The sequence below is a fragment of the Micromonospora sp. NPDC050276 genome (genome assembly GCF_044459545.1).
Classification (GTDB): Bacteria; Actinomycetota; Actinomycetes; order Mycobacteriales; family Micromonosporaceae; genus Micromonospora.
This window is the reverse complement of sequence record NZ_JBITJA010000002.1, coordinates 571,173-596,641: the sequence shown is the minus strand read 5'-3', so window position 1 is coordinate 596,641 and position 25,469 is coordinate 571,173. Positions and strand designations below refer to the sequence as shown.

24 protein-coding genes and 1 riboswitch are annotated in these 25,469 nt (G+C 71.6%); of the genes, 3 read left to right on the top strand and 21 right to left on the bottom strand.

The window, feature by feature from the left end:
- Window positions 1–108: 108 nt before the first annotated feature.
- The 14 genes from argJ to ACIBF8_RS05885 all read right to left on the bottom strand — a co-directional run bounded on the left by argJ (window position 109) and on the right by ACIBF8_RS05885 (window position 16,601).
- Window positions 109–1,281 carry a bifunctional glutamate N-acetyltransferase/amino-acid acetyltransferase ArgJ gene (argJ, locus tag ACIBF8_RS05950; RefSeq protein WP_396781218.1) on the bottom strand — a complete coding sequence of 391 codons (1,173 nt, stop codon included), beginning with the start codon at window positions 1,279–1,281 and terminating at the stop codon, window positions 109–111.
- A 114-nt stretch (window positions 1,282–1,395) separates the two neighbouring features.
- Window positions 1,396–2,397, bottom strand: a complete 1,002-nt coding sequence (argC, locus tag ACIBF8_RS05945) for an N-acetyl-gamma-glutamyl-phosphate reductase (protein WP_396781217.1) — start codon at window positions 2,395–2,397, stop codon at window positions 1,396–1,398.
- A 30-nt stretch (window positions 2,398–2,427) separates the two neighbouring features.
- Window positions 2,428–5,361, bottom strand: coding sequence for a hypothetical protein (locus ACIBF8_RS05940; RefSeq protein WP_396781216.1), 2,934 nt, complete (start codon window positions 5,359–5,361; stop codon window positions 2,428–2,430).
- Window positions 5,362–5,396: 35 nt separating this feature from the next.
- Entirely contained in the window at window positions 5,397–7,505 is a 2,109-nt protein-coding gene (locus ACIBF8_RS05935) for an NB-ARC domain-containing protein (protein WP_396781215.1), read from the bottom strand.
- Between the two features lie 16 nt (window positions 7,506–7,521).
- Window positions 7,522–7,848 carry a hypothetical protein gene (locus ACIBF8_RS05930; protein WP_396781214.1) on the bottom strand — a complete coding sequence of 109 codons (327 nt, stop codon included), beginning with the start codon at window positions 7,846–7,848 and terminating at the stop codon, window positions 7,522–7,524.
- Window positions 7,849–8,150: 302 nt separating this feature from the next.
- Window positions 8,151–10,697 carry a phenylalanine--tRNA ligase subunit beta gene (pheT, locus tag ACIBF8_RS05925; RefSeq protein WP_396781213.1) on the bottom strand — a complete coding sequence of 849 codons (2,547 nt, stop codon included), beginning with the start codon at window positions 10,695–10,697 and terminating at the stop codon, window positions 8,151–8,153.
- A 40-nt stretch (window positions 10,698–10,737) separates the two neighbouring features.
- Complete coding sequence (gene pheS / locus ACIBF8_RS05920) at window positions 10,738–11,805, bottom strand: phenylalanine--tRNA ligase subunit alpha (protein ID WP_396781211.1); 1,068 nt, start codon at window positions 11,803–11,805, stop codon at window positions 10,738–10,740.
- Window positions 11,806–12,024: 219 nt separating this feature from the next.
- Window positions 12,025–12,822, bottom strand: coding sequence for a TrmH family RNA methyltransferase (locus ACIBF8_RS05915; protein ID WP_396781210.1), 798 nt, complete (start codon window positions 12,820–12,822; stop codon window positions 12,025–12,027).
- A gap of 83 nt (window positions 12,823–12,905) precedes the next feature.
- Window positions 12,906–13,298, bottom strand: a complete 393-nt coding sequence (rplT, locus tag ACIBF8_RS05910) for a 50S ribosomal protein L20 (protein ID WP_030335718.1) — start codon at window positions 13,296–13,298, stop codon at window positions 12,906–12,908.
- Window positions 13,299–13,330: 32 nt separating this feature from the next.
- Complete coding sequence (gene rpmI, locus ACIBF8_RS05905) at window positions 13,331–13,525, bottom strand: 50S ribosomal protein L35 (protein WP_007458415.1); 195 nt, start codon at window positions 13,523–13,525, stop codon at window positions 13,331–13,333.
- 20 nt (window positions 13,526–13,545) lie between these two features.
- Complete coding sequence (gene infC / locus ACIBF8_RS05900; RefSeq protein WP_363615808.1) at window positions 13,546–14,196, bottom strand: translation initiation factor IF-3; 651 nt, start codon at window positions 14,194–14,196, stop codon at window positions 13,546–13,548.
- 476 nt (window positions 14,197–14,672) lie between these two features.
- A complete protein-coding gene (locus tag ACIBF8_RS05895) occupies window positions 14,673–15,146 on the bottom strand; it encodes a PH domain-containing protein (protein ID WP_396781209.1) in 474 nt (157 codons plus the stop codon).
- Window positions 15,147–15,441: 295 nt separating this feature from the next.
- The gene (hisG, locus tag ACIBF8_RS05890; RefSeq protein WP_396781208.1) at window positions 15,442–16,287 is read right to left on the bottom strand and encodes an ATP phosphoribosyltransferase; all 846 of its coding nucleotides are present in this window, start codon (window positions 16,285–16,287) and stop codon (window positions 15,442–15,444) included.
- A gap of 50 nt (window positions 16,288–16,337) precedes the next feature.
- Window positions 16,338–16,601 carry a phosphoribosyl-ATP diphosphatase gene (locus ACIBF8_RS05885; RefSeq protein ID WP_110566078.1) on the bottom strand — a complete coding sequence of 88 codons (264 nt, stop codon included), beginning with the start codon at window positions 16,599–16,601 and terminating at the stop codon, window positions 16,338–16,340.
- A 133-nt stretch (window positions 16,602–16,734) separates the two neighbouring features.
- On the opposite strand from ACIBF8_RS05885, the gene ACIBF8_RS05880 reads away from it, so the two are divergent.
- The 3 genes from ACIBF8_RS05880 to ACIBF8_RS05870 are packed head-to-tail and all read left to right on the top strand — an operon-like array spanning window position 16,735 to window position 19,186.
- On the top strand, window positions 16,735–17,598 hold the full coding sequence (locus tag ACIBF8_RS05880) for an ABC transporter substrate-binding protein (RefSeq protein ID WP_396781207.1): 864 nt from the start codon (window positions 16,735–16,737) through the stop codon (window positions 17,596–17,598).
- Complete coding sequence (locus ACIBF8_RS05875) at window positions 17,595–18,440, top strand: amino acid ABC transporter permease (protein WP_396781206.1); 846 nt, start codon at window positions 17,595–17,597, stop codon at window positions 18,438–18,440. The genes ACIBF8_RS05880 and ACIBF8_RS05875 overlap by 4 nt, the downstream gene beginning before the upstream one ends.
- 2 nt (window positions 18,441–18,442) lie before the next feature.
- Entirely contained in the window at window positions 18,443–19,186 is a 744-nt protein-coding gene (locus ACIBF8_RS05870) for an amino acid ABC transporter ATP-binding protein (RefSeq protein WP_396781205.1), read from the top strand.
- A gap of 18 nt (window positions 19,187–19,204) precedes the next feature.
- On the opposite strand, the gene ribH is transcribed toward ACIBF8_RS05870, so the two are convergent.
- The 7 genes from ribH to rpe form a co-directional block, all read right to left on the bottom strand.
- Window positions 19,205–19,705 carry a 6,7-dimethyl-8-ribityllumazine synthase gene (gene ribH, locus ACIBF8_RS05865; protein WP_030335701.1) on the bottom strand — a complete coding sequence of 167 codons (501 nt, stop codon included), beginning with the start codon at window positions 19,703–19,705 and terminating at the stop codon, window positions 19,205–19,207.
- Between the two features lie 2 nt (window positions 19,706–19,707).
- Complete coding sequence (locus tag ACIBF8_RS05860) at window positions 19,708–20,973, bottom strand: bifunctional 3,4-dihydroxy-2-butanone-4-phosphate synthase/GTP cyclohydrolase II (RefSeq protein WP_396781204.1); 1,266 nt, start codon at window positions 20,971–20,973, stop codon at window positions 19,708–19,710.
- Window positions 20,970–21,659: a nicotinamide riboside transporter PnuC gene (pnuC, locus tag ACIBF8_RS05855; RefSeq protein ID WP_396781203.1), complete on the bottom strand. Its 690-nt coding sequence runs from the start codon at window positions 21,657–21,659 to the stop codon at window positions 20,970–20,972. Before pnuC ends, ACIBF8_RS05860 begins: the two co-directional genes overlap by 4 nt.
- Complete coding sequence (locus tag ACIBF8_RS05850) at window positions 21,659–22,297, bottom strand: riboflavin synthase (protein ID WP_396781202.1); 639 nt, start codon at window positions 22,295–22,297, stop codon at window positions 21,659–21,661. Before ACIBF8_RS05850 ends, pnuC begins: the two co-directional genes overlap by 1 nt.
- A gap of 1 nt (window position 22,298) precedes the next feature.
- The gene (gene ribD / locus ACIBF8_RS05845) at window positions 22,299–23,360 is read right to left on the bottom strand and encodes a bifunctional diaminohydroxyphosphoribosylaminopyrimidine deaminase/5-amino-6-(5-phosphoribosylamino)uracil reductase RibD (RefSeq protein WP_396781201.1); all 1,062 of its coding nucleotides are present in this window, start codon (window positions 23,358–23,360) and stop codon (window positions 22,299–22,301) included.
- Window positions 23,361–23,526: 166 nt separating this feature from the next.
- A riboswitch (FMN riboswitch) is annotated at window positions 23,527–23,697 on the bottom strand.
- A gap of 78 nt (window positions 23,698–23,775) precedes the next feature.
- Complete coding sequence (locus tag ACIBF8_RS05840) at window positions 23,776–24,732, bottom strand: response regulator (RefSeq protein WP_396781200.1); 957 nt, start codon at window positions 24,730–24,732, stop codon at window positions 23,776–23,778.
- A 1-nt stretch (window position 24,733) separates the two neighbouring features.
- Entirely contained in the window at window positions 24,734–25,414 is a 681-nt protein-coding gene (gene rpe / locus ACIBF8_RS05835; RefSeq protein WP_396781199.1) for a ribulose-phosphate 3-epimerase, read from the bottom strand.
- Between the last annotated feature and the right edge of the window lie 55 nt (window positions 25,415–25,469).

Here is a 25,469-nt window from a genome sequence, read left to right as displayed (position 1 = left end):
GGCCTTTCGTTCGCGACTGCGGGACTCCGCTGCGCTGCGTTCCTCGCGCTCACCGTGCCGACCCTTCGTTCGCGACTGCGGGACTCCGCTGCGCTGCGTTCCTCGCGCTCACGTCGAGTACGCCGAGTTCTCGTGCACGTACGCGTGCGACAGGTCGTTGGTCCAGATCGTGGCGGCCGACGGGCCCGCGTGCAGGTCGATTCGGATCGTCACGTCCCGCCCGGTCAGGTCGACCTTCGAGCGGCCCTCGGCAGCGGCGCCGCCCCGGCACACCCACACCCCGTTGACCGCCACGTCCACCTCGTCCGGCTCGAACGCGGCGGAGGTCGTGCCGACGGCGGCGAGGATCCGACCCCAGTTCGGGTCGTTGCCGAACAGCGCGGTCTTGACCAGGTTGTTGCGGGCCACCGTACGGCCCACCTCGACCGCGTCGTCCTCGGTCGCGGCGCCGACCACGTCGATGGTGACCTGCTTGGTCGCGCCCTCGGCGTCGGCCACCAACTGCTGGGCCAGGTCGTGACAGGCCGCGGTGACCGCGGCGGTCAGCTCGGCCACCGTCGGCTCGATCCCGCTCGCTCCGCTGGCCAGCAACAACACCGTGTCGTTCGTGGACATGCAGCCGTCGGAGTCGACCCGGTCGAAGGTGACCCGGGTCGCCGCCCGCAACGCCTCGTCCAGGGTCGCCGGCCCGGCCACCGCGTCCGTGGTCAGCACACAGAGCATGGTGGCCATCCCCGGAGCGAGCATCCCGGAGCCCTTGGCCATGCCGCCGACCGTCCAGCCGCTGCCCCGGGCCACCGTGGTCTTCGGCCGGGTGTCCGTGGTCATGATCGCCTCGGCGGCGGCCAGGCCACCGTCCCGGGACAAGCTCTTGATCGCCGACCGGACGCCGGGCAGCAGCTTCGGCATCGGCAGCCGCTCACCGATCAAACCCGTCGAGCAGACCGCGACCTCACCGGCACCGAGGATCAACCGTGGGCTGACCGAGGTCAACGTGGCGGCGGTGTGCTCGGCGGTGGCGTGGGTGTCCTGGAAACCGGCCGGGCCGGTGCAGGCGTTGGCGCCGCCGGAGTTGAGCACCACGGCGCGGACCACACCGCCCTGCACGACCTGCTGGGTCCAGAGCACCGGCGCGGCCTTGACCCGGTTCGTGGTGAAGACACCGGCGACACCGGCGTCCGGGCCGTCATTGACCACCAGGGCGACATCCGCGCCGCCGCTGGCCTTGAGGCCGGCGGCCACACCGGCCGCCCGGAACCCCCGAGGGGTGGTGACACTCACGGCGCTCGCCTTTCGTTCGCGACTGCGGGGCTCCGCTGCGCTGCACTCCTCGCGCTCACGGCGCTTGCCTTTCGTTCGCGACTGCGGGGCTCCGCTGCGCTGCACTCCTCGCGCTCACGGGGTGACCCCCCACGTCGACAGGCCCATCGTCTCCGGCAGGCCCAGCATCAGGTTGGCGTTCTGAACGGCCTGACCGGCGGCGCCCTTGCCCAGGTTGTCCAACGCGCTGAGCACGATCAGACGACCCGAGTCGACGTCGACGGTGGCCTGCAGGTGACACGAGTTGGAGCCCAACGTGGCGGCGGTGTGCGGCCAGCGACCCTCCGGCAGCACGTGCACGAACGGCGCGTCCGCGTACGCCCGCGCCAGCACCTCCTGCGGGTCGACGCCGCGCGCCGGCACCGCGGTGACCGTGGCCAGGATGCCGCGCGGCATCGGCGCCAGGACCGGGGTGAACGACAGGCCGGTCGCCCCGGTGGCCTGCTTGATCTCCGGGACGTGCTGGTGGGTCCCCACCCGGTACGGCGACAGGTCGCCCATCACCTCGCTGGCCAGCAGGTGCGGCTTGGCCGCCCGGCCGGCCCCGGAGGTGCCGGAGGCGGCGACCACCACCACGTCGGCGGGGCTGGCCGCGCCGTCGGCGATCAGCGGCGCGAGCGCCAGGGTGATCGCGGCGGCGTAGCAGCCGGTGTTCGCCACCCGGGTGGAGGCGGCGATCAGCTCCCGCTGGCCGGGCAGCTCGGGCAGGCCGTAGGTCCACTGCCCGGCGTGCGTGCCACCGTAGTACTGCGCCCAGGCGTACGGGTCGGCCAGCCGGTGGTCGGCGCCCAGGTCGACGATCCGTACCTCGGCCGGGAGCTGGGCTGCGAGGGCCGCCGACTCGCCGTGCGGCAGCGCGAGGAAGACCAGGTCCGCGTCGGCCAGGGCCGTCGAATCGGTCTCGCCGAGCACCAGGTCGAGCCCGGTGAGCTGCGGGTGCACCACGTCGACACGGTGCCCGGCCTGGCTGTGCGCGGTGGCGGCGACCAGGTCGAACTCCGGGTGCCCGGCGATCAGGCGCAGCAGCTCACCTCCGGCGTACCCGCTCGCTCCGGCGACTGCGACTCGGATCCCCATACCCACCTCCGCATGACTATGCAGCGAAGGCTAGCAGTAGGAGCTACCGACTGCAATTTTATGTGAAGGACTGCATGAACGTGCGCCCAGCACCGGGTAGTGCTCGAAGAAGTACGGCAGCCATCGCCGACAGAACGCGCCGAACGGCCCGACGGCCGGGCAGATCCGCCTGCTCAGACCGGACAGGGCCACCATGTCCCGCAGGCCGCTGCGATGGAACAGGCCGATCGTGACGCCGAAGACGCCGCGCCGCACCGCGGCCTGGACACCGGCGCCCACGATCTCCGCATCCAGTTCATCGACGTCGGCGTCCCGCCTGAGCAACTCGCCGGCCACCGCCGGCAACAGGTTGTTGCAGATCACCGTGATCAACTTTGGGTTCGGCGCGAGGTCGACGACAGACGACGAGTAGCCCGATCGATTGACGAAGGCCTCGGTGAAGGGCAGGGCGATCCTCGTCGTGCCCCAGCCGTCGACCAGTTCCGAGGCCGACGGCGACACCTGGGAGACCAGGTACAGATGGGTGGCGAGGATGGCGTACCGGATACGCGGGCTGCTGGCCAGCAGCTGCGCGATCCGGACCTCCTCGGAGCTGAAGCAGAGGCGAGCGAGCATGTACACCTGGGCCAACTCGCGCGCCTCGGCGGTCGTCAACGACACCCCGAGGGACCCCTCGCGCGGCGCGGCGGTGCCCGGCGACGACCCGTGCGAGCGCCATCCCTCCTCGCCCGCGAGGATCGAGTCGTGGAACGCGGAGAGGACGCGCTCCGCTGTCAACGGCGTTCCGTCCGGAGTCGGGCACCTCCGAAGGAGGTCCGGCCAGTGCGTCGACAACCGGCTCATCACCTCCCGGCACGCGTCGGCGTGGGACTGGCCCCGCAGAAGCGCGAGCCGCTCGATGCTGCGGAGCAACAGATCGGCCGGTGAGCGCGGGGTCGTCTCGGCGCGCAGGCGGGCAACCGCGGCCGGCAGGCTCCGGCCCGCCGTCAGGGAGAAGTAGCCGTCGAGGGTGTCGAGGTCCGCCGCGCCGAAGTGCACCGCCACCGGCTTCGCGATGCCGACCCGCTGCCAGTAGTACGCGTTGAGCGCGCCGGGATCCGCCAGGAGCGGTCCGAGGTCGCCAGACTCCGGCGCGGGTTCCCCCGACGGCAGGACATGGCGCACCAGCGCTCGGACGAAGTCGTCGTTTCGCCCGGTCACCGCGGCGGAAGCCGCCTGAAACCAGACCTCGGACGCCAGCTTGGCGGTCTGCCGCTCTTCGTTCACGGTCTCGAGATAGGTGTCGAGCTTCTCCCTGTCCGAGTGCGCCGGACACCGTTCGCCAAGGGAAGGCGCCGCGAGCCGGGCATACACCCCGAACAGTCGGGCCGTGACCTCGCGGCCGGGATCACCCAGGTCGAAGAGGTCCTCGGCCAACGCCGAGCCGAGGGCACCGAAGACAAAGCCGGTGGCCAGGGAAGCGCTGTCCGCTATGTCAGTGGCCACCCAGCAGAGATCGACGATGAAGCGCCGCAAGGACGACGCCGCGACGCTCCCATCGGTCGCCCCCCAGATCGGGCCGGCGGGCCGGGCCGCCACTGCGGTCGACAGGAGGCGTTCCAGAGCGACAAGCGCGCAGTGGAGCTCTGCGGCGAGCTCGCTGACCGGCCGATGCGGTGCTTCCGCCGCGCGGAGGATCTGGTCCAGGTTCTGCTTCGTGACGACGTCTCGGATGCGCTCGGGCGTCATCTCCCGGATCACGATCCGCGCCCGCTTGCGCACCTCCTCCCGCAAGTCGGCGTAGAGCGGCATGTTGAGGGCGCCCTGCAGGTCGTACTGCATCCGCAGCACGAGCCGCTGCACGAGGGGCGTGTCGTCACCGACGGCCGTGGCCAGCGTGGCGCGGCGAAGTCGGTCGAGTGAGACGCCCGCGCTCTGCCGCTCGTACCAGGCGCGAAGCCTGTCGTCGCGGAGGAGATGGCGATCCGGGTCGACCACGAAGTCGGGCCGGGACGCGGCCGCCTTGAGCGCCGCGATGATCCGGGGCGTTTCGTCGGCGAGAAGCTCCAGGAAGGGGCGCCCATCCCCGCTCGCCAGGAGGAACCGGTCGAGAGCGGGCCCCGGGACGTGGCCGGCACCGAGAAAACCGGTGCCCTCGTCGGTGCGGTGGAACGACGCCATGATCGCGCTCCGTGGCCCGCCGGCGGAGGTTCGGTACCGGTGATGGATCAGCCGGCTCGCGGCGAAGATCGTGTGGCACGGCGCTGCGATGTCCTGGAGATGGACGACGCGCGGGAGACCGTCATCGAAGAAGCGGGCCTGGGCGGCGAGCGCCTCGTCCACCCGGGCTTGCGAGGGAAAGATGCAGCTGTCCTCGTCGCTCCACACGGCGCCCTCGTCGTTCACGAAGCACTGCCTGAGGAGCCGATTCGTGCGAGGGAGGTAGGTGAGCCCCTGCCCCGAGGGCCCCTGACCGGTGCCCATCGTCCAGGTCACGATCACCTTGAACTCGTCCATGAAGGGGCTGTTGTCGAGGTGCAGGGTGTTGTCTCGCGCCACGACGTCGACTGGCTGCGTGTCCTTCGCCCGCAAGTCAATGATCTTCACCGGCCCGCCGAGGGCGTGCGCGACGAGCGCGACCAGGAGCGGATGGGCGAAGGACTCCCGGAACTCGGGGTTGTCGATCAGCGATCCGGCGTCCACGACGTTCAGGTAGCTGTGCAGCGACCCACGGCTGCCCCTGGTGTCGATCGCCGAGTCGTACGCCCGGCGCGCGGGATCGAAACGCTCGGGCGGAACGAGCCCCGCGAAGCTGAGCGCACCCTCGGCGGCGAGATTCCGGCTCAGGGACGCGAAGGTGTTCCGGAGCAGCTCGCCACCCTCCAGCCCCTGGCACGCGCGGTCGACCATCGCTTCGACCTCGCGCCGGAACCTCACGCCTTCCAGTTCGCGCCGGAGTTGCCGATACGAGACAGGGCTGGCCAATTCGTCAGCCGGGACGAGCGGAGCGTACCGAGGACTCATGTCGTCGCGGTCCCGACCACCAGCGCCGACCGGGTGAGATCCGGGTAGTGCTCGAGGCGGACCAGAGCCCGTCGGACCTCCTCCACGGCGCTCGCGTTGCCGCCCTGGGCGTACGCCTCCTCGAGCTGACCCAGGATCGTCCGGACAGACCGGAAGTTTCCCAGGGATTCCTCGACCCTCCACGCACGTTCCAACCAGGTGCAGCCCTCGTCGAGATCGCCCGACCGCAGGCCAGTGGCACCGAGAAGGCGCAGGGCCAACGCCCGGCCGTAGTCGTTGCCGCGCTCCTCGCACATGGCAAGGCTCCGCAGGCCGAGCCCTCTGGCCCACGTGTGGTGGCCCGCTTCGTTCAGGGCGCGGGCCGCGTCGTACAACCCTCGGGCCTCGCGGACCACATTGTTGCTGCCCCGGGACTCCCTGGCCGCCCGGAGCCCCCAGCGCAGCGCGTCCAGGTGGTGACCCGACCGCAGGGAGAGCTCCGCCATGGCATGTTGCGACGACGCCCGGCCGGTGTCGTCGCCCGCCGCCTCGTCCAGCGCCATGGAGGCACGAAGCTCCTCCTTCGCCGGCTCAAGCTGCCCGACGTCGGCGAGGGCTCGCCCCAGGCCGCGTCGGCACAGAGCCTCCATCTCTGGGTCACCGGCGACCGCTGCGGCAACTGCCTCCCGCTGGATCGACAGCGTTCTCGCGACGTCCTGCCGCCAGTAGAGGAACGTGTTGACCGCCCACGCGAATCGCGTGATGAAAGCGAAGTCTCCGCCGGCCCGGGCGCCGTCGATGAGGTAGGTCATCGATGGTGTGATCGACTCGAACCAGGAGAGCGCCTGCGCCACGGTGAAGCTGGCGGACCCGCTGATCGCCAACAACTCCTGGCCGGACGGCAACGGGCTTCGGTTGGGGTCGATGGCGCGATCGGCGGCGTAGCTCAACGCCAGGTAGACCGTCCGGATGCGGCGCGCCGTCAGCTCCTGCTCCGAGTCGGTCAGCACCTGGGCCAGCGTCTCCGCGAGATAGGCCTTCATGATGTCGTGGAAACGGTAACGACCGGGGCCGATCTCATCGATCAGAGACGCCAGGCACAGAGCCTGAAGACGACGGTCGCAATCCCGCTTGGGCTGTTCGAGGATGAGGCACAGGACCGCGACGGAGCATTCGTTGCTGGGCAGCATGGACGCGACGTAGAGGACCTTCGTCGTCGCCGTGTCGAGGTCGTCGAGTGACCAGGAGATGACGCGCCCCACCTCGATGCCCAGGCCGGCGTCGTCGAGGAAGCGAAGCGGGCTCTGTTCCTCCTCGATTCCCCGAGCGGCGTCGCTGATCGTCCAACTGGTCTGGATGGCGAGCTTCGCCGAGACGATCGCCAACGCCAGCGGGTGCCCCTCCAGAAGCTGCACGATGCGCTTGGCGGCGGCCTCCTCCCGTTCGACGCGGACGAACCCGACACGTTCGGCGATGAGCTCCACCCCCTCGTCGAGGGTCAGCAGCGGAAGCTTGAGGACCCGGGCATCGTGCCGAACACTCATCTCGGGGATCGCCCGGCGGCTGGTGACCACCAGCACCGACCCGAGGCCCGGCACCAACTCTCGGATCTGCTCGTAGGAGCCCACGTTGTCCACGATGACCAGGCAGCGTTTACCGGCGGTGACGGCCCGGAAGATGCTGCCCCACTCCGCCTCGTTGTCCGGAAGGTCGGACCGGTTGATCCCCAGCGTGGCCAGGAAACTGCGCAGGGCGTCCCGCGCTTCGATCCGCGGCGTGCTGGAGTACGCGCACATGTCGACGAAGAACTGCCCGTCGGGGTATTCGGCGATCCGCGAACTGGCCCAGGCGAGGGCGAGGGTGGTCTTGCCCGACCCGGCCAGGCCCCACAACATGCAGCAGCGCGAGCCTGGCGTCTTCATCGCCTCGTCCATCTCGTGCAGCAGATGGTGTCGGCCCACGATCCTCCCGATTCCACCCGGGAGCATGTGTGGTGGTTCGGGCACGCGCGTCGCCGCTCGCGGCTGTTCGACGTAGATCGCCCCGGACGAACCGACCTGGAGGACCTGGTTCGCCAAGAGGCCCTCGGCGCTGTTGTGCGACGAGCTTCCGGCGGTGGGCCCCATGTCGGTCACCTTTCGGCTACATCGTGATGTCGCCGACGCGCTGGGCCTGCACCAGCTTGCCCACGTTGCTCGAAGCCACCACGTTCGTGGTGCCGATGGACGTCGACCCCTGCCGGAGCTCCTGGAGGAACTCCGGGTCCTCGGCCGCATAACTGAGCAGAAGCTCGCGGAGTTTCGTGGTGTCGTCCGCCGAGGCGTTGCCTTGCGCGAACCGGTCCAGGGAATCCAGCAGGTCCCGTGGCTCGTCGCTGCGGACGAAGCGCCGCCGGATCATGTCGATGAGAGCCGCCCCGGACCCTTCGGCGATCTTGACGAGCACCCCGGAGACGATTGCCTCGATCATGCGCTGCTCCTTGACGTCAAGGGCGTGTGGACGGTGTCGGCCGGTCTCCGCGAGGCAAGGCTACCGATTCGTGTCGACCTCGGAAAGCCTCCGACACCTCGCCCGAAGGCCATCGCGCATCGACGAACGACCATGCCATGGACGGTGGATGCCTGGTGCCCGGCCACCGCCGCCCACGCAGGGTGGCAAACCCTGGCGGGCAGGCCGGTAGCGCTTGTCGGATGCCCGACACGCAGGGCGCACCGCCGCGAAACGACGACGGCCCCCGTACCCGGAGCGGGTACGGAGGCCGACGTACGGACTCAGGCGCCGCGCAGGGTGGCGCCGAGGCGTTCCGCCGCGACCGCGACCGCCGCGTCCCGCGCCGCGACCGCCTCCTCGACGGTGAGCGTCCGGTCCGGTGCCCGGAAGGTGAGCTTGTACGCCAGCGACCGGCGACCGGCGCCCAGCTGCGCACCGGAGTACACGTCGAACAGCCGCACGTCCTCCAGCAGCTCACCGGCGCCCGCCTCCAACGCCCGGCGCACCTGCTCCGCCGGCACCGAGTCGTCCACCACCAGGGCCACGTCGATCAGCGCCGGCGGGAAACCGGAGACCGTCGGCGCGGGCGTCACCGGGGTGGACGGCAGCGCGTCGAGGTTCAGCTCCATCGCGCTGGTGCGGCGGGGCAGCTCCAGTGCCGCGACCGCCACCGGGTGCAGCTCACCGGCGTGCCCGACGACCGTGTCGTCGACCCGCAGCTCGGCGCAGCGCCCCGGGTGCCACGGCGCGTACTCGGCGGCGCGCACCTCGACCCGCTCGTCGGGGATCCCGGCGGCGGCCAACACGTCCCGGGCCGCCTCGATCGCGTCCGCCCAGCCGGCCGGCCGACCCGCACCCCACCAGCCGGCCGGGTCGATGTCGCCGGAGAGCACCACCGCGACGTGCACCGGCTGCGCCGGCACTACCGCGTCGGCCGCCGCGAACTCGGCGTCGGTGGGGCGCCGGTCCACGCCCATCGCCGGCGGGCTGCCGGCACCGATGCGCGGGTGGAAGACCGCACCGATCTCGTAGAGGGCGAGGTCGCGCTGGCCCCGACCGAGGTTGCGCTTGAGGATGCCGAGCAGCGGACCGAGCAGCGTGGTGCGCAGCAGCGGCTCCTCCTCGGACAGCGGGTTGGCCAGCCGCACCGCGGGCCGGCGCGGGTCGTCGGCCGGCAGGCCGAGCTGGTCGGCCAGCTCCGGCGACACGAACGGGTGCGCGAGCACCGCCACGTACCCCCGCTCGGCCAGCGACCCGGCGACCGCCCGGCGCCGACGCTGCCGCGCCGTCAGGCCACGGCCCGGCGGCGCGGTCGGCAGCACCGACGGCACCCGGTCGTACCCGTCGAGGCGGACCACCTCCTCGACCAGGTCGGCCGGGTCGGTCAGGTCGGGCCGCCAGGTCGGCGGGGTGACGCTGAGCGCCGTCCCGGCGCCGCTGGCCACGCCGACCGTGCCCGGGTCCTCGGACAGCCGGTCCGCGCCCTGCGCGACGGTGCAGCCGACCCGCTCCAGCAGGGCGACCACCCGCGCCGGCGGGTATTCGACGCCGACCCGCCGGGTCGGCAGGTCCGCCGGCAGGGTGATCGGGGTATGCGGCCGGACGTGGTCGATGTCCAGGATCTCGGCGCTCGGGGTGCCGCCGCCGTGCTCGGTGAGCAGCCGCACGGCCCGCTCCAGCGCGACCAGCGCCACCGCCGGGTCGACGCCCCGTTCCCAGCGCTTCGCGGCCTCGCTGAACAGCTTGTGCCGGCGCGCGGTGCGCCCGACCATGGCCGGGTCCCAGTGCGCCGCCTCGAACAGCACGTTCGTGGTGCCGGCGACGACCTCGCTGGTCTCGCCGCCCATCACCGCCGCGAGCGAGATCGGCCCAGTGTCATCGCAGATCACCATGTCGTCGGCGGTGAGCACCCGGTTGACCCCGTCGAGGGTGGTCAGCGTCTCCCCCGCGTCGGCGCGACGGACCACCAGCGGCCCGGCGATCCGGTCGGCGTCGAAGGCGTGCATCGGCTGGCCCAGCTCCAGCATCACGTAGTTGGTGATGTCGACCGGCAGCGAGATGCTGCGGATGCCGGCGGTGACGAGCCGCTGGGACATCCAGGACGGGGTGGGCGCGGTCGGGTCGACCCCGCGCACCAGGCGGGCGGTGAACCGGTCGCAGCCGACCGGGTCGCGGACCTCCACCGGGTACGCCGGCGTCTCGGTGCCGCCCGGCGCCGGCGCCAGGGCCGGGTCGCGCAGCGGCACGTCGAACGCGTGCGACAGCTCGCGGGCCAGGCCGCGCAGGCTCAACGCGTACCCCCGGTCCGGGGTGATCTCCAGATCGAGTACGACGTCGTCGAGGCCGACCACCGGGCGGGCGTCGTCGCCGGGCTTGGCCGTCACGTCCGGCCCCAGCACGATGATGCCGGAGTGGTCGTCGCCCAGGCCCAGCTCCTTGGCCGAGCAGATCATGCCCGCCGAGTTGTGCCCGTACGTCTTGCGGGCGCCGATGGCGAAGCCGCCGGGCAGCACACCACCGGGCAGGATCACCACCACCCGGTCGCCCGGGGCGAAGTTACGCGCCCCGCAGACGATCTCCTGCGGCTCCCCGGTGCCGTTGGCGGCACCCACGTCGACCCGGCAGAACCGGATCGGCTTCTTGAAGCCGGTGAGCTCCTCGATCTCGCGGACCTCACCGACGACCAGCTGGCCGGTGACGGTCTCGGCCAGGTCCACCACGGACTCGACCTCGATGCCGAGGTCGACCAGGGCCTGCTCCAGGTCACCGGTGGGCAGGTCGGCGGGGAGGTCGACGTACTCCCGCAGCCAACTGACAGAAACTCGCATGACTTCAGACCACCGTTCCCGTGTCTCGTACCCGCATCGCCTACGCCCCGGTCCCGAGCGCGCGGCTGAACCGCACGTCGCCCTCGAAGAGATGGCGGATGTCGCTGACCCCGTGCCGGACCATCAGGGTCCGGTCGATGCCCATGCCGAAGGCGAATCCGGAGTAGACCTCCGGGTCGACGCCGCAGGCGCGCAGCACCCGCGGGTTGACCATGCCGCAGCCACCCCACTCGACCCACTGCGGGCCGTCCCGGTGCTCCGGGAACCACACGTCGAACTCCGCCGACGGCTCGGTGAACGGGAAGTAGTGCGGCCGCCACCGGGTCTTCGCCTCCGGCCCGAACATGGCCCGGGCGAAGTGGTCCAGCGTGCCGCGCAGGTGCGCCATCGTGATGCCCTTGTCGACCACCAGACCCTCGGCCTGGTGGAACACCGGGCTGTGCGTGGCGTCGATCTCGTCGGTGCGGTAGACGCGGCCCGGCACGATCACGTAGATCGGCGGCTTGCGGCTGAGCATCGTGCGGGTCTGCACCGTCGACGTGTGCGTACGCAGCACCAGGCCGGAGCCCTCCGGTGCGATGTGGAAGGTGTCCATCAACCCGCGCGCCGGGTGGTCGGCGGGGATGTTCAACGCGTCGAAGTTGACCCACTCCAGGTCGACCTCGGGCCCCTCGGCCACCTCGTAGCCCATCCCGACGAAGAGGTCGCTGATCGACTCCATCAGAGTGCTCAACGGGTGCCGGGCACCCCGCGGACGCCGGTCGTAGGGCAGGGTGACGTCCACCCGCTCCTCGACCAGCACCCGTTCGGCCTGCTCACGCTCCACCACCTCGGCGCGCTCGGCGTACGCGGTCTCGATGGCCCGGCGGGCCTCGTTGACCCGCTTACCGGCGTCGGACTTGGCGGCCGGCGGCAACGCGCCGATCTCCCGGCGGGCGAGCGAGACCGGTGACCGGTCACCCAGGTGCACCGAGCGCAGCGCGGTCAGCGCGTCCGGGTCGGCGGCGGCCTCGAACGCCTTCGTGGCGTCCGCGACGGCCTCGGCCAGGGCTGCGGGGTCGAGCAGGGCGACCTGCTTCGGGTCGTACGGATCGTTGCGGTAGCTCATGGCGTACGGGCACTCCCTCACGGCGGCGCCAGCCCTCACCGGGGCGGCTAAGCGAGTCTACGGACGCGCGGCTGTGCCGCAGCCCGCCGGTAGGAGTTGCGCAGGGAGCAGGTCAGGCCCGCCGCCCGCCGACACCGGCGGGCTGGCTAAACGAACGCCGTGTCGCGTTCATGGGCGGACGCTCTCCCCTGCTGTCGGTAGCGCCGGAGGTGGTCACCCTCAGCGCTGTGCTCTCGCTGAAGCGTACAGGCAGACCGCGGCGGCGGCGGCCAGGTTAAGGCTCTCCGCGCGCCCGTACAGCGGCACCCGCACCCGGGCGTCGGCGGCGGCGGTCAACTCCTCGGGCAGGCCGTGCGCCTCGGAGCCGAACAGCCAGGCGGTGGGCCCGACGAGCCGCCCGTAGTCGGTCAGATCGTCCAGGTCGCTGTCGCCGTACCCGGTGGTGGCGAAGATCGACAGCCCGGCGCCGCGCAGCGCCTCGACCACCGCGACCGGGTCCGGCGCGCGGACCACGTCGACGTGGAAGAGGCTGCCGGCCGAGGCCCGCACACACTTACCGTTGTACGGGTCGACGGCGTCGCCGGCGAAGACCACCGCACCCGCACCGGCCGCGTCGGCGGTGCGTAGCACCGTGCCGGCGTTGCCCGGGTCACGGATCTCGGCGAGCACCGCCACCAGCCGGGGCGCACCCGCGAGGGCCTGCTCCAACGAGACGTCCAGGTGCCGGCAGACGGCCACCAGCCCCTGCGGGGCGACGGTCTCGGCCAGCGTCGCCAGGGCGTCGTCGGTCACCTCGGAGACCGGCACGTCGGCGTGGGCCGCCGCGGCGGCCAACTCCGGATACCGGTCGAGCGCGGTGGTCGTACCGAACAGCTCGGTGACCACCCCCGGCCGCGCGAGGGCCTCGCGGACCGCCTGCGGGCCCTCGGCCAGGAAACGGCCGGTGGCGTCGCGGTCCCGGCGGCGTTGCAGACGGCGGGCGGCGACGACCCTGGGGGTACGCGGGGTGAAGGCCATGGTGTGCGTTCCTCCGGCACGATTGAGGCGCCCCCCGGACGGCGGTGCCGACACGGGAGACGCCTCGCTCTGGTGCGTGGGGATCAGGCGGCCTGAGCCGCCGCGCCGCCGGTGCCCTCGGCCGCGACCGCGGCCCGGGCCAGCTCGACGATCGCCGCGAACGCGGCGGCGTCGTTGACAGCCAGGTCGGCCAGGATCTTGCGGTCGACCTCGATGCCGGCCAGACGCAGGCCCTGGATCAGACGGTTGTAGGTCATCCCGTTGGCCCGGGCGCCCGCGTTGATCCGCTGAATCCACAGCTGCCGGAAGTCGCCCTTGCGGTCGCGACGGTCCCGGTAGGCGTACTGCATCGAGTGCAGCACCTGCTCCTTGGCCTTGCGGTACAGGCGGGAGCGCTGACCGCGGTAACCGCTCGCGGTCTCCAGCAGGGTACGACGCTTCTTCTGGGCGTTTACAGCCCGCTTGACGCGTGCCATCTCAACTCCTTCTTACGTAAAGGTGGCGCGCGTCAGCGGCCGAGCAGCTTCTTGATGCGCTTGACGTCGGCCTTGGCCAGCACGACCGTGCCGGTCAGCCGGCGGGTCTGGGTGGAGGGCTTCTTCTCCAGGTTGTGGCGGAGGCCGGCCTGCTGGGCAACGATCTTGCCCTTGCCGGTCACCTTGACCCGCTTACCCATACCCGTGTGGCTCTTCATCTTCGGCATGTGGAACGTCTTCTCCCCTGTTACTCGCCGCTGGTGTCGGCGGCGAGGCCGGTGTCACCGGCTGCTGCGGTCTCGCCGACCGCCGCGGTCTCATCGGCTGCCGGAGCGGCGGACTCGTCCGCTGCCCGGTCCCGAGGTCCACCGCGCGACGCCGTAGCGGCGACCGCGGAGGCCTTGACGGCCCGGTGCGGAGCGAGAACCATAATCATGTTTCGGCCGTCCTGCTTCGGAGCGGCCTCGACGTATCCCAGGTCCGTGATCTCGGACTCGAGCCGGCGCAGGAGCCGGTAACCCAGCTCCGGGCGGCTCTGCTCGCGACCGCGGAACATGATCGTCACCTTGACCTTGTCGCCCGCCTTGAGGAACCGCACCACGTGACCCTTCTTGGTCTCGTAGTCGTGCGGGTCGATCTTCGGCCGAAGCTTCATTTCCTTGATGACGGTCTGCTGCTGATTACGCCGCGCTTCGCGCGCCTTCAGTGCGCTCTCGTACTTGAACTTGCCGAAGTCCATGAGCTTGCACACCGGCGGGCGCGCCATCGGCGCAACCTCGACCAGGTCCAGATCGACGTCCGCGGCCAGCTGAAGAGCGCGCTCCAGCGGGACGATGCCCACCTGCTCACCCTCTGGGCCGACCAGTCGGACCTCACGTGCCCGGATCTGCTCGTTCACGCGTGGTTCGACGCTGATGGGGCCTCCTCGAGTCGTTTCTGCTCTGTCGCCGACCCCTGCGGCTCCCGGGCGGGAACCGACCCGAAAAGCAGAAGGCCCCGGCGCATGCCAGGGCCTGCTCGACCGGTCAGCACGATCACCAGGATCGCGCATCCAGCGCCGGGACGTGCCCGGAACCGGTGACCGGACCCGGACACCGTAGCGGTGACTCGGGTGGGAGCAGGCGCTCCGCTTTCAAGGCTGTCTGCTCGCACGCGGAGACAGCCTGGTCGACTCGATAACACTACACCGGCGCCCCGGCCACCCCCAAACCGGGTAAGACCCGGGCAGGAGCCGCCATGCACCCGACCGGGTCGGCGCCCGGTCGCGGGGGCCCGGTCGCGGGGGCCCGGTCGCGGGGGCCCGGTCGCGGGGGCCCGGTCGCGGGGGCCCGGTCGCGGGGGCACCCGGGTCGCGTCAGACCCGCAACGCTGGGGTCAGCGGCCGACGGCGCGTTCGGCGAGGCGGGCCTGGTGGGCGTCGTGCAGTCGGCGCAGCGCGCGGACCCCGTCCACGGCCAGTTCCTTGTCGGCTGCCTGCAATGCGACCATCGGCAGCAGATCGTCGTCGTGCAGCTCCAGGCTGGCCCACGGCGCGCCCCGGTCGAAGCGGACGCCCCGGACAACCTCCCAGGGCAGGTCGTAGGAGCTGATGACGTTGCGCACCCGGATGCCCCGTGCGTCCGCCTCCACCCGCGGACGGGTGAACAGCAGGAAGCCCAGCGCCCCGAAGATGCCCAGGCCGATCATGGCGATCTGGTCGCCGCGCTGGAAGCTGCCGTAACCATCGCCGGTCGGCCCGCTCAACGACGTGGCGACCAGACCGAACACCACCACCAGGGCGGCCGCCGCCGACCAGCAGACCACCCGGATGCGGCGGGGCTTCAGGCGGATCAGCTCGCTTTCACTCACCCCACCAGTCTGCCACCCGCACTTGCCCAACAAACGCACCACCCGCCGAGCACACCAACGCACTCCGGCAGATCCACTCGACATCAGCTAGATCCACTCGACATCACGCGAAACGGGGGTGTCCCTGACGGGCGGACACCCCCGTTTCAGCGAACCCGAGTCGATCAAGCGGCAAGGGCCGAGGGCAAGCGCCAAGGGCCGAGGGCAAGCGGCAAGGGCAAGCGCCAAGGGCAGGCGGCAAGGGCAAGCGCCGAGGACCGCCGGACGGGGCCCGGCAGGGCCGCGACGGAACCGGTCAGAGGCGGCAGGCGTGGATGTTGGTGACGAGGATGGCGCGAGCGCCCAACTCGTACAGCTCGTCCATGATGCGGTGCACGTCGTCGCGGAGCACCATCGCCTGCACCGCCACCCAGCCCTCGCGGTGCAGCGGCGACACGGTGGGCGACTCGATGCCCGGGGTGAGCCCGCTGGCCCGGTCCAGCAGGCCGGCCGGCACGTCGTAGGCGAGCATCACGTAGCGGCGGGCCACCAGCACCCCGTGCAGGCGGCGCAGCAGCTGCTCGGCCTGCGGGTGGGCGGGCGCGCCGGCACGGCGCACCAGCACCGCCGACGAGCGCAGCAGCGGCTCGCCGAAGACCACCAGGCCCGCCTGGCGCAGGGTCGCGCCGGTCTCCACCACGTCCGCGATCACGTCGGCGACGCCGAGGCGTACGGCGTTCTCGACCGCGCCGTCGAGGCGGATCACGTCGGCCTTGACCCCCACCTCGCCGAGGTGCCGCTCGACCAGCCCCGGGTACGCGGTGGCGATCCGGTGGCCGCCCAGCTCCTGCACGGAGGCGATGTCGTCGGGGCGGGCGGCGAAGCGGAAGGTGGCCCGGCCGAAGGCGAGGTCGACGACCTCCTCGGCCGGCGCGGCCGAGTCGATCAGCAGGTCCCGGCCGGTGATCCCGAGGTCGAGGTCACCGGAGCCGACGTAGGTGGCGATGTCCTTCGGACGCAGGTAGAAGAATTCGACGTCGTTGGGCTCGTCCCGGCAGACGAGGTCCTTGGGGTCGGTGCGCTGGCGGTAGCCCGCCTCGCGCAGCATCTGGGCGGCCGGTTCGGCCAGGGTGCCCTTGTTGGGAATGGCGACACGCAGCATGACGGAGTGCTCCTTCGATCCGGATGGCGATCAACGGGGTGGGGGGGCACTCACAGATGTCGGTAGACGTCCTTGAGGTCGAGACCACTGGCGAGCATCAGCACCTGGACCTGGTAGAGCAGCTGGGAGATCTCCTCGGCGGTGCGCTCCGGCCCCTCGTGCTCGGCGGCCATCCACGACTCGGCCGCCTCCTCGACGACCTTCTTGCCGATGAAGTGCACGCCCTTGTCCAGCGCGGCGACGGTGCCCGAGCCCGGGGTGCCGGCAGCGGCCTTGGCCTGCAGCTCGGCGAACAACTCCTCGAACGTCTTCACGAGGAACGATTCTTCCAGCCACCCGAGCGACGCCCCGCGTCCGGGTCCGCCGGAATCCAGCAAGCGGACAATTCCCTATCAACATGGTGGGACAATTGTCGATCGATACCGATGGAGCTCTACGCTGTCCGCCATGGCCAGCAGCTCACGTCTCCTCGCGCTCACCCTCGCCGGCGCCGTCGTCGTAGCCACCGCCGGATGCGCACCGCAGGACGAGGAACCGACCCCCACTGTCACCGCAGCACCATCCTGCGCGAAGGACAGCCTGCCCACCCGTACGCCGGGCACGTTGACCATCGCCACCGACCAGCCCGCGTACGAGCCGTGGTTCTCCGACGACAAGCCGGAGAACGGCGAGGGCTTCGAATCCGCCGTCGCGTACGCGGTGGCCGAGAAGCTCGGCTACGCCCGGACCGACGTCACGTGGACCCGGGTCAAGTTCGACACCGCGATCGCACCCGGACCGAAGGACTTCGACTTCGACATCAACCAGTTCTCCATTACCGAGGAGCGCAAGCAGGCGGTCGACTTCTCCGCGCCGTACTACCTGGTGCGGCAGACCGTCATCGCGCTCAAGTCCTCGAAGATCGCCGGTAGGACGTCGCTGGCCGACCTTCGCGACGCCCGGCTCGGCGCCCAGGTCGGCACCACCAGCTACCAGGCGATCACCGACGTGATCAAGCCGACCGCCAAGCCGCAGGTCTACAACAGCAACGACGACGCCAAGAAGGCTCTGCAGAACGGGCAACTGGACGGTCTCGTGGTGGATCTTCCGACCGCCTTCTACATCACCGGCGCGGAGATCACCGACGCGACGATCGTCGGGCAGGTGCCGCAGGTCGGTACGCCCGAGGCGTTCGGCTTGCTGCTGGACAAGAACTCCCCACTGACCTCCTGCGTGACCGCCGCGGTCGGTCAGCTCAGCACGGCGGGCACGCTGAGGCAACTGGAGCAGAAGTGGCTCGCGCAGGTGGCGGGGGCGGCCGAGCTGCGGTGACGCTCCTGGATCACGTCCCCTCCGAGGCGCAGCGGCGGCGGTCGGCGTACCGGCGTCGGCAGACCGTCTACAGCGTGTTCGTCGCGGCGGCCTCCACCGCGGGGCTGGGCACGTTGCTGGTGATCGCGGTGACCGGTGCGCCGGGCTGGGACCGGGTCCGGCAGTCGTTCCTGGATCCGAAGATCGCCCGCGACGCGTTGCCGGCGGTGCTGAGCGGGCTCTGGCTCAACGTCCGGCTGCTGGTCTGCTGTGCGGCCGGCGCGCTGGTGCTCGGGTTGGTGATCGCCGTGCTGCGGACGCTGCGCGGCCCGGTCTTCTTCCCGGTCCGCGCGCTGGCCACCGGCTACACCTACACCTTTCGCGGCCTGCCGCTGATCATCGTGCTCTACCTGCTCACGCTCGGCGTGCCCGGGCTGCGGTTGCAGGGCATGCCGCCGGTGCTGGTGCTCGGTGGGATCGCGTTGGTCCTCACCTACGGCGGCTATCTCGCCGAGGTGTTCCGGGCCGGCATCGAGTCGGTGCATCCCAGTCAGCTCGCGGCGGCCCGCTCGTTGGGCCTGACCTACCGGCAGACGATGCGGCACGTGGTCCTGCCGCAGGCGGTCCGCCGGGTGGCGCCGCCCCTGCTCAACGACGTGGTGGCGTTGCAGAAGGACGTCGGGCTGGTCTCGCTCGCCGGACCGATCGACGCGGTCCGCGCCGCCCAGATCGCCACCGCCCAGACGTTCAACTACACGCCGTACATCGTGGCGGGGGTGCTCTTCGTGCTGCTCGCGATCCCGCTGATCGCGGTCACCGACTGGGTGACGCTGCGCGCGGCCCGCCGACAGTCGGGAGGCTGATCATGGATTTGTTGCGCTGTCGGGGCCTGCGCAAGGAGTTCGCCGGTCACGCCGTGCTCGACCAACTCGATCTGACCGTCGCCGAACACCGGGTGGTGGCCCTGATCGGCGCGTCCGGGTCCGGCAAGTCGACCCTGCTGCGGTGCGTGAACCTGCTGGAGGACCTCGACGACGGCACCATCGAGTTGGACGGGGAGGACATCTCCGATCCCCGGGTGGACCCGGATCAGGTCCGGCGCCGGATCGGCATGGTGTTCCAGGCGTACAACCTCTTTCCGCACCTGAGCGTGTTGGACAACATCACCCTCGCGCCGCGGCGCGTACACCGGCGGGGCCGGGCGGAGGCCGAGGCGCAGGCCCGGGAGCTGCTCGACCGGGTGGGACTCGGCGCCAAGGCGGACGCCTACCCGGACCGGCTCTCCGGCGGACAGCAGCAGCGCGTGGCCATCGTCCGGGCGCTGGCCAACTCACCGCGCCTGATGTTGCTCGACGAGGTCACCTCCGCGCTGGATCCCGAACTCGTCGGCGAGGTGCTGGCGATGATCCGGGACCTGAAGGCCGACGGCATGACCATGGTGCTGGCCACCCACGAGATGGGCTTCGCCCGAGAGGTCGCCGACGAGGTGTGCTTCCTCGACGCCGGGCGGGTCGTCGAGAGCGGCCCGCCCGAGCAGGTGCTCGGCGAGCCGACGCAGCCCCGGACCCGGCAGTTCCTGCGCCGGATCATCGAGGCCGGCCGGCTCTGAGCGAGGTCGGCGGAGGCGTCAGCCGCCGAAGCCGACCCGCTGGGCGTTGCCCGCCGCCACGGTCCGCACGGCCAACGCCGCGTCGAGCGCCGCGACGGTGGCGGCCCAGCCCTTGTCCTCCGCCGAGCCGGGCAGGCCGGCCCGATCCCGGGCCTGCTCGATGGTCTCCACGGTCAACACCCCGTGCGCCACCGGCTTGCCCTCGTCCAGCGCCACCCGGGTCAGCCCATCGGTGACCGAGCGGCAGACGTAGTCGAAGTGGGCGGTCGCACCGCGGACCACCACGCCGAGCGCGACCACCACGTCGCAGCGGCGGGCCAGGGCCTGCGCGACCACCGGCAGCTCCACCGAACCGGCGACCCGGGCGACCACCGAACGAGCCCCGCACGCCTCGGCGGCGGCCACCGCGCGCTCCAGCATGTGGTCGGTCAGCTCGCCGTGCCAGCGGGCGGCAACGACCCCGACGGTCAGCCCTGCGGCGTCGACCGCCTCGACTCCCGGCTCACCGAAACCCGCCATCGTCATGCTCCGATCTCGTCGTTGGCGACCGGACGCCCCAGCGGCGCCTCGGACACCTCGTCCAACTCGTCCAGCAGGTGACCCATCCGGTCCCGCTTGGTGCGCAGGTAGCGCAGGTTCTCCGGGTGCGCGCCGGCCGGCAGCCCCTCGCGGCCGGTGATGGTCAACCCGTACCCCTCCAGCCCGGCCCGTTTGGCCGGGTTGTTGGTCAGCAGCCGCATCGAGCGCACGCCCAGGTCGTAGAGGATCTGCGCGCCGGTGCCGTAGTCGCGGGCGTCGGCCGGCAGGCCCAGGTCGAGGTTGGCGTCGACGGTGTCACGGCCCCGGTCCTGCAACTGGTACGCCTGCAGCTTGTGCAGCAGCCCGATGCCACGCCCCTCGTGCCCACGGACGTAGAGCACCACGCCCCGGCCCTCGCGCGCGACCCGGGCCAGCGAGGCGTCCAGCTGCGGCCCGCAGTCGCAGCGCAGCGAGCCGAACACGTCCCCGGTCAGGCACTCCGAGTGCACCCGGACCAGCACGTCCTGGCCGTCGCCGAGGTCACCCATCACCATCGCGACGTGTTCGGCCGGGTCGTGCTCGGCGCGGTAGCCCAGCGCCCGGAACACCCCGTGCCGCGTCGGCATCCGGGCGTCGGCAACCAGCTCGACCTGCTTCTCGGTACGCCGCCGGTAGGCGACCAGGTCGGCGATGGTGATCAGGGTGAGGCCGTGCTCGGCGGAGAACTTCTCCAGGTCCGGCAGGCGCATCATGGTGCCGTCGTCGTTGACCAGCTCGCAGAGCACACCGGCCGGCCGCAGCCCGGCCAGCCGGGTCAGGTCGATCCCCGCCTCGGTGTGCCCCGGCCGGCGCAGCACGCCGCCCTCCCGGGCTCGCAGCGGCACCACGTGCCCGGGCCGGGCCAGGTCGGTCGGGTCGGTCGCCGCGTTGGCGAGCAGCCGGCTGGTGTGCGCGCGGTCGGCCGCCGAGATGCCGGTGCTGACCCCTTCGCGGGCGTCCACGGTCACCGTGTACGCGGTGCCGCGCCGGTCCTGGTTGGTGTGGTGCATCGGCGGCAGGTCGAGCCGGTCGGCTTCGCTCTCGGTCAGCGCCACGCAGACGTACCCGGAGGTGTAGCGCACCATGAACGCCATCAGCTCCGGCGTGGCCAACTCGGCCGCGAAGATCAGGTCGCCCTCGTTCTCCCGGTCCGCGTCGTCGACCACGACGACCGGCCGGCCGGCGGCGATCTCCGCGATCGCCTGCTCGATATCCCCGAAGCTGGTCACGCTACGGCCTCCGTGTAGATGGGCGTGCGGACGGGCGTCGACCGGGTGGCGCGCGAGGTGCGCCACCAGGCGGCGAAGCCCCAGGCGCAGAGGGCGCCGTAGATCAGGTACATCCCCGCCGACGGGTAGAACCCGCCGCGCAGCAGCAGCGGCACGCCGACCGCGTCCACCGCGATCCAGAGCAGCCAGAAATCCACCCAGCCGCGGGCCATGCCGTACGTGGCCAGCAGGCTGCCGGTGAGGATCCAGGCGTCGGGCAGTGGGCCCCACGATCCCAGCGCCTTGAGCACCGGGTACGCCGCGGCGGTGCCGACCACGGCGGCCAGCAGCAGCATCAGCCGCTCCCGTCCGGTGGCCCAGCGCGGGACGACCGCGGCCTGCCCGGCGCCGGCGCGACGGTTGCGCTGCCAACGCCACCAGCCGTAGACGCTGACCGCGAAGAAGAAGACCTGCCGGCCGGCCTGCCCGTACAGGTCGTGCTCCTGCGGGGTGGCGAACACCCCGCCGAGGAAGACGGTGAGCAGGAGCGCGTTGCCGATCATGCCGACCGGCCACGCCCAGACCAGCCGACGCAGCCCGAGCAGCGCCGAGACCAGCCCGAACACGTTGCCGACGATCTCCCGGGCCAGCACCGGCGAGCCGGCCACCTGCACCTGGGCGTCGAGCAGCCAGCTGAGCGGGCCCATCAGGCCACCCCGCCCGTGCTCGAGGCCACCCCGGAACCGTCGGCGAGCCGGTCGCCGAGCAGCCGCTCGACGTACTTCGCCAGCACGTCGACCTCCAGGTTGACCGGGTCACCGACACCCTTCGCGCCGAGCGTGGTCAGCTTGAGCGTGGTCGGGATCAGCCCGACGGCGAACTCGTCCGCGCCGACGGCGGCCACGGTCAACGAGACGCCGTCGATGGTGATGGAGCCCTTCTCCACCACGTACCGGGACAGGGCGGCGGGCAGCCGGAACCGGACGGTCTCCCACTGCTCGGCCGGCTCCCGGGAGATCAGTTCACCGACACCGTCGACGTGGCCCTGCACCAGGTGTCCACCGAGCCGACTACCGAGCGCGGCGGCCCGCTCCAGGTTGACCGGGTCGCCGGGGCGCAGCGCGCCCAGCGCGGAGCGGCGCAGGGTCTCGCCCATCACGTCGGCGGTGAAGACCCCGTCGGCCACCTCCACGACGGTCAGGCAGACGCCATTGACCGCGATGGAGTCACCGTGCCGGGCGTCGGACGTGACCAGCGGGCCACGTACGCCGAGCAGCGCCGAGTCGCCCGCCGTCGGCGTAATCCAGACGATTTCGCCCAATTCCTCGATAATGCCGGTGAACATGTCAGCCCTCCCTTTTGCGGGGCAAAGCGGTGATCCGGAGATCCGGACCGATCTGCGTAACGTCGACGAGCTCCAGATCGATGGCCTCGGCGATGGTGGTCACTCCCGCGTCGACCAGAGCGGTCGGACCGGCGCCGAGCAACCGCGGCGCGACGTACCCGACGACCTTGTCGACCAGGCCGGCCTTCAGGAACGCGCCGGCCAGTCGGGGGCCGCCCTCCAGCAGCACGGCGCGGATGCCGCGCTGGTGCAGCGCCGCGAGCAGAGCCGGCAGGTCGACCCGGCCGTCCGGGTCGGCGCCGACCTCGTCGGCGGTCGCGATCCACGTCCGCGCGGCGCCGTCGCGGACGCGGGCGTCGACCGGGGTACGCCCCGAGCTGTCCACCACCACCCGCAGCGGCTGCCGGATGGCCAGGCTGCCGTCGCGCAGGTTGCGGGCGGTCAACCGGGGGTCGTCGGCGAGCACGGTGCCCACCCCGGCGATGACCGCGTCGACCGTGCCGCGCAGCGCGTGCACGTCCATCCGGGCCGCCTCGGAGGTGATCCACATGCTGGTGCCGTCCACCGCGGCGGAGCGCCCGTCGAGCGTGGCGGCGTACTTCCAGATCACGTACGGCCAGCCCCGGCGCATCGAGGTCAGCCACGCGACGTTGCCGGCCTCGGCCTCCTCACCGCGTACCCCCAGATCGACCCGGACCCCGGCGGAGCGCAACGTGGCGGCGCCGCCGGACGCGACCGGGTTGGGATCGGGTACCGCGATGACCACCCGGGCCACCCCGGCCTGGACGAGCGCGGAACTACAGGGGCCCGTGCGGCCGGTGTGATCGCACGGTTCCAGCGTGACCACCGCGGTGCCGCCCTTGGCCCGCCGCCCGGCCTGCGCCAGCGCGACGATCTCGGCGTGCGGGCCGCCGGCGTACGCGTGGAAGCCCTCGCCCACGACCTGGCCGTCCTCGTCGAGCAGCACGCACCCGACCACCGGATTGGGGCTGGTGGTGCCGAGCCCGCGCGCTGCCAACTCGATCGCACGCCGCATCGCCTCATCGACGGAGACGCTGGCCATCGCCCTGCCCCTGCCCTCTCACTCGCCGGTCCGCGCGCTGGCGGTCAGGGAGTCGGTGGCCATGGGGCCACGGGCAGGCGGTGGCGGATTCCGGGAACGGCACAGCCGCCCCGGGGGGTCGGCACGGCACGCTGAAGCCAGCGGCCGGCTCGGACCCGTCCGTCCCGCGCGCTGTCTCCCATCCGGACTGTCTGGGCGCGGACGAACCGCCCCCAACCGTCGGCCCCGGATTTTCACCAGGTCCACCGGGCGGCAGAGCCGTCCGGGTCGCGGGCTGACCACGGTTGGACCGTGGATCACCGCCGGTTCGGAATTTCACCGAGTCCCGCCAGCGCGTGGTGGGTACACCGGAAGTCTTACACGCCGATCTGGCTTCGCCGCCACCTAGGCGAGCTACTTCACAGCGGTATCACGCTCAGGTGACGCCGCGCCGCCGGTCCACCGCCACGTACGAGCCCGGTTGGCTCTTGGCGACCGTCTTCATCTCCGAGGCCACCGCGATCGCCTCAAGGGGGTCGGTGAACCGCTTGCCGGCGTCGGAGAGGGACACCCCGATGGAGAGCGTGACCAGGGCCGCGCGGCGGATGTTGCCGCGCCGGTCCTTGAGCTCGACGAAGCCGCGCTCCCGGTCGGTGGCGTCGTAGAGCGTGTCGGCGGACTTCTCGAAGTCGACGACCGCCCGGGACGTGAGGGGGCGGACCTGGTCCGGGGCGCAGACGATGACGAAGTCGTCGCCGCCGACATGGCCGAGGAACGCCGGTGGCAGGCCCACCGCCACCACCGCCCGGTGCAGGCTGCGGGCCAGCGCGGAGATGAAGTCGTCGCCGCGCACGAAGCCGTACCGGTCGTTGACGCTCTTGAACCGGTCGATGTCGATGTAGCCGACCGCGTAGTCCACGCCCTGTCGGACCCGGTCGCTGATCTCCCGCCGGATCCGGCTGTTGCCGGGCAGACCGGTCAGCGGGGAGACCTCCCGGAACTCCTTGTTGCGGCGCAGCGTGGACGAGACCCGGGCCACCAGCTCGGCGGTGTCGAACGGCTTGACCAGGTAGTCGTCCGCACCGGCGCTGAGCCCGTGCACCTTGTCGACGGTCATCCCCTTGGCGGTCAGCATGATCACCGGAAGGGCGGAGGTCATCGGGTCGGCGCGTAGCCGCCGGGTCAGCTCCAGCCCGTCGATGCGGGGCATCATGAGGTCGACCACCGCCAGGTCCGGCCGTTGGCGCTCGATGACCTCCAGGGCCTCCTGGCCGTCGCTGGCGTGGATCACCTCGAAGCCGTGCAGCCGCAGGTTGAACTCGACGAAACGAGCGATGTCCTCGTCGTCGTCGACGACCAGGATGACGTCCTTGCGGTCGGCCTCGGGCTCCACCTCAGGCCCCGGGAGCCGCGCGTTCCGCCAGGGTCCGCAGGTGCCGCACCGCCTCCGCCGGGTCGGCGGCGCCGTACACGGCGGTGCCGGCCACGAACGCGTCGGCACCCGCGGCGGCGGCCTGTTCGATGGTGTCGGCGGCGATCCCGCCGTCCACCTCGATGCGCAGCTCCAGGTGCCCGGCCGACACGTGCCGGCGGGCGGTACGCACCTTGTCCAGCAGTTGCGGAATGAACCGCTGCCCGCCGAAGCCCGCCTTGATCGTCATGATCAGCAGGGTGTCGAAGCTCGGCAGCAGGTCCAGGTACGGCTCGATCGGGGTGTCCCGGTCGATGGCCAGGCCCGCCTTCGCGCCGGCCGAGCGCAGGTCCTTGGCCAGGGCCACCGGGTCGTCGGACGCCTCGGCGTGGAAGGTGACGTTGTACGCCCCGGCGTCGGCGTACCCGGGGGCCCACCGGCGCGGGTCCTCGATCATCAGGTGCACGTCGAACGGCATCGCCGTGACAGCCCGCAGGCTCTGCACCACGGGCAGCCCGATGGTCAGGTTCGGCACGAAGTGGTTGTCCATCACGTCGACGTGCAACCAGTCCGCGGCGTCCTCGACGGCACGGACCTCTTCGGCGAGGCGGGCGAAATCGGCGGCCAGGATGCTCGGCGCGACGATCGGCGGCGGTACGGTCACCGGGCCAGTGTACGAACGTGGCCACCCGCCATCCGCATCGCGGCATCAACTCCGA